This window comes from Streptomyces sp. UH6, assembly GCF_013421635.1.
In the GTDB taxonomy this organism is placed as follows: Bacteria; Actinomycetota; Actinomycetes; order Streptomycetales; family Streptomycetaceae; genus Streptomyces; species Streptomyces abyssomicinicus.
In genome coordinates this window covers 1-3,479 of the sequence record NZ_JACADT010000616.1, presented here as the reverse complement: position 1 = coordinate 3,479, position 3,479 = coordinate 1, and the positions used below count along the sequence as shown (strand labels likewise).

Sequence of the window (3,479 nt, the reverse complement as noted above, 5' to 3'; positions counted from 1 at the left end):
CGGACCAGGTTGACGGTCCTGCCCCGGCCGATCTCCTTGCCGAGCGAGCGGACGAAGCCCTCCAGGCCCTGCTGGACCGCCGACTGGTGGTGGTCGGCCGGGTCCAGCGGCGCGCCGAGGACGACCACCCGGCCGGAGTCGGCGATCGAGCGGACCACCGGGTGCAGCGCCCCGTGCACCTCGGCCAGCGCTTCCACGGTCCGCACCCCGGTGGCGTCGACCACCACCGCGGCGGGCCGTTCGGCGCCGCCGCGCACGTCCAGCCCGGTGCGGCCGAGGACCGGCGCCAGGTCGAGGGCGGGTCCGCCCGCGGACAGGAGGAGCACCGGGCCGTCCAGACGGGGCCGCTCGGCCGACCAGCGGTGCAGGGGGGCGGGCTGCGGCAGGCCCAGCCGCCGGGTGAGGAAGCGGCCGGGCGCGGTCCGGGTGAAGCTCTGATAGCGGTCGGCCATGTGGAGGGCTCCAGGCGTGTGCTGTGCGGACGGGGGGTGGCTTACTCCGGAGTAAGGTTACCGATGGTAAGCCCAGGCTCGTAAGCTCGTTCACCGGCCGCCGATGCTAAGGCGGTACGAGGCTCGACGTAAGGAGCAGTCCTGACATGAGCGATCCACTGCAGCCCCCGGCGACCCGCCGCGTAGCCGTCCTCGCAGGCACGCGCATCCCCTTCGCGCGCTCCGACGGCCCGTACGCCACGGCGTCCAACCAGGAGATGCTGACCGCCGCCCTGAACGGCCTGGTCGAGCGTCACGACCTCCAGGAGCCCGGAGCGGTGGGCGAGTTCGTGGCCGGCGCGGTGCTCAAGCACAGCCGCGACTTCAACCTGGCCCGGGAGACGGTGCTGGGCTCCCGGCTCGACCCGAGGACGCCCGCCTACGACATCCAGCAGGCCTGCGGGACCGGCCTCCAGGCGGTGATCGCCGTCGCCAACAAGATCATGCTGGGCCAGCTGGAGTCGGGGATCGCCGGCGGCGCCGACACCGCCAGCGACGCGCCGCTGGGCCTCAACGACCGGCTGCGCAGGATCCTGCTGGAGGCCCGCAGGGCCAGGTCGGCGGGCGCCCGGCTCAAGGCGCTCGCCCAGGTGCGCCCGTCCCACCTCGTCCCCGACATCCCGCGCAACGCCGAGCCGCGCACCCACCTGTCCATGGGCGAGCACGCGGCGATCACCGCGCGGGCCTGGGGCGTCACCCGCGAGGCGCAGGACGCACTGGCCGCGGCCAGCCACCGGAAGCTGGCCGCCGCCTACGAACGCGGCTTCTTCCAGGATCTGGTGGTGCCGTTCAGGGGCCTGGCCAGGGACCAGAACCTGCGGCCCGGCTCCACGGTGGAGAAGCTGGCGACCCTGAAGCCGGTCTTCGGCGTGAAGGACCCCGGGCCGACGATGACGGCGGGCAACTCCACGCCGCTCACCGACGGCGCGGCCACCGTCCTGCTGGCGAGCGAGGAGTGGGCCGCGGCACGCGGCCTCGAGCCGCTGGCCTACCTGACCGCGTACGAGACGGCGGCCGTGGACTTCGTGCACGGCGACGTCGCGGACGGGGAGGACGGCCTGCTGATGGCCCCCGCGTACGCGGTGCCGCGGATGCTGGAGCGCGCCGGGCTGGGCATCGAGGACTTCGACCTGGTCGAGATCCACGAGGCGTTCGCCTCCCAGGTGCTGGCCACCCTGGCCGCCTGGGAGAAGCGGGGGCTGGCCCCGGTGGACCGGGACCGCCTGAACGTGGCCGGTTCGTCGCTGGCGACCGGCCACCCGTTCGCCGCCACCGGCGCCCGGGTGGTCGCCACGCTGGCCAAGCTGCTCGCCGAGCGGGACGCTCCGGGGCGGGGCCTGATCTCCGTCTGCGCGGCCGGCGGCCAGGGCGTCACGGCGATCCTCGAACGGCCCTGAACCGCTCCACGGCACACGCGGAGGCGGAGCAGCACGCGGAGGCGGAGCAGGGCGGGAAAAAGGCAGGAGCCCCCGGATGCCGGCGCACGCCGACAGGGGGCTCCTTGGGTACTGCACTCGTTCCGGAATCAACTCAAACCGGAGCAGAGCATCGGGCTCTCTTCGAGCCGGAGGCTTACTGCGGGGTGACGTTCTCCGCCTGCGGGCCCTTCGGACCCTGGGTCACGTCGAAGGTCACCGCCTGGTTCTCCTCGAGGGAGCGGAAACCGCTCGCGTTGATCGCGGAGTAGTGGACGAAGACGTCGGGGCCGCCGCCTTCCTGGGCGATGAAGCCAAAGCCCTTTTCGGCGTTGAACCACTTCACGGTTCCGGTAGCCATAAGCCCTCCTTGGGCCCAAAGGGTTGCCCTGCTCCAGAACCTGCAAGTGTCCGAAACAACTGCACAAGTCTGAAAACGACGAGAGCCCGCGGTCACATGCTCCGCAGGCTCTGTACTGCAAGGGAAACCAAACTGCAACTTGCTGCGAGCCTAGCACGCAGGAACCCGAATGCAAGAGAGGCCAAGATCACGTCACCCGTGTGCAGAAAAATCGCAGTTCGGGGTTGACGGTGGGGTTGGGCCGTGTGGGCGACCGGGGGTCCTGGCGGGCGGACGGGCGGGTCGGAGCGCGCGGGCGCGCGGAGGAGCACCCTGAGCGCCGGGTTGCGCCGGACGGGGTCTAGTCTCGCGATGTGGACAATTCTCGCATCCGGCCGCGCGTCGGCCACATCCAGTTCCTGAACTGCCTGCCCCTCTACTGGGGGCTCGCGAGAACGGGCACGCTCCTCAACCTGGAACTGACCAAGGACACGCCGGAGAAGCTCAGCGAGAGGCTGATCGCGGGCGACCTCGACATCGGCCCCGTCACCCTGGTCGAGTTCCTGAAGAACGCCGACGACCTGGTCGCCTTCCCGGACATCGCGGTCGGCTGCGACGGGCCGGTGATGTCCTGCGTGATCGTCTCGCAGCTGCCGCTGGACCGTCTCGACGGCGCCCGGGTCGCCCTCGGCTCCACCTCCCGGACCTCCGTGCGGCTCGCCCAGCTGCTGCTGCAGGAGCGTTTCGGCGTCACGCCGGAGTACTTCACCTGCCCGCCGGACCTCGGCGCGATGATGCTGGAGGCGGACGCCGCCGTGCTGATCGGCGACGCCGCGCTGCGGGCCAGCCTGCACGACGCGCCCCGGCTCGGCCTCGCCGTCCACGACCTCGGCGCGCTGTGGAAGGAGTGGACCGGGCTCCCCTTCGTCTTCGCCGTCTGGGCCGCCCGGCGCGACTACCTGGAGCGCGAGCCGGAGCTCACCCGCCGGGTCCACGAGGCGTTCCTCGCCTCCCGCGACCTCTCCCTGGAGGAGGTCACCAAGGTCGCCGAACAGGCCGCCCGCTGGGAGGCGTTCGACGCCGAACTCCTGGAGCGGTACTTCACCACCCTGGACTTCCGCTTCGGCCCGGAGCAGCTCGGCGCGGTCGCCGAGTTCGCCCGCCGCGTCGGCCCCACCACGGGCTTCCCGGCGGACGTGAAGGTGAACCTGCTGGAGGCGTAGACCACCACCG

General features: G+C 71.9%; 3 protein-coding genes and 1 pseudogene. 2 read left to right on the top strand and 2 right to left on the bottom strand.

Annotation, left to right across the window (positions count from 1 at the left end):
* Nucleotides 1-452 (bottom strand): annotated as a pseudogene (locus HW445_RS23085) (short chain dehydrogenase); the annotation flags it as partial.
* Nucleotides 453-598: 146 nt separating this feature from the next.
* Here HW445_RS23085 and HW445_RS23080 point away from each other — a divergent pair.
* Nucleotides 599-1,888: an acetyl-CoA C-acetyltransferase gene (locus HW445_RS23080; protein ID WP_180222879.1), complete on the top strand. Its 1,290-nt coding sequence runs from the start codon at nucleotides 599-601 to the stop codon at nucleotides 1,886-1,888.
* Nucleotides 1,889-2,063: 175 nt separating this feature from the next.
* Here the strand turns inward: HW445_RS23080 and HW445_RS23075 are convergent, their stop codons facing one another.
* Entirely contained in the window at nucleotides 2,064-2,267 is a 204-nt protein-coding gene (locus HW445_RS23075; protein WP_108954893.1) for a cold-shock protein, read from the bottom strand.
* Between the two features lie 353 nt (nucleotides 2,268-2,620).
* Here HW445_RS23075 and HW445_RS23070 point away from each other — a divergent pair, with 353 nt between their 5' ends.
* The gene (locus HW445_RS23070; RefSeq protein WP_180222878.1) at nucleotides 2,621-3,469 is read left to right on the top strand and encodes a menaquinone biosynthetic enzyme MqnA/MqnD family protein; all 849 of its coding nucleotides are present in this window, start codon (nucleotides 2,621-2,623) and stop codon (nucleotides 3,467-3,469) included.
* Nucleotides 3,470-3,479: the final 10 nt, after the last annotated feature.

Bases quoted from the DNA above. Each gene is read 5' to 3' on its own strand.
- HW445_RS23080 (WP_180222879.1), top strand. From the start codon at position 599: ATGAGCGATCCACTGCAGCCCCCGGCGACCCGCCGCGTAGCCGTCCTC.
- HW445_RS23075 (WP_108954893.1), bottom strand. From the start codon at position 2,267: ATGGCTACCGGAACCGTGAAGTGGTTCAACGCCGAAAAGGGCTTTGGC.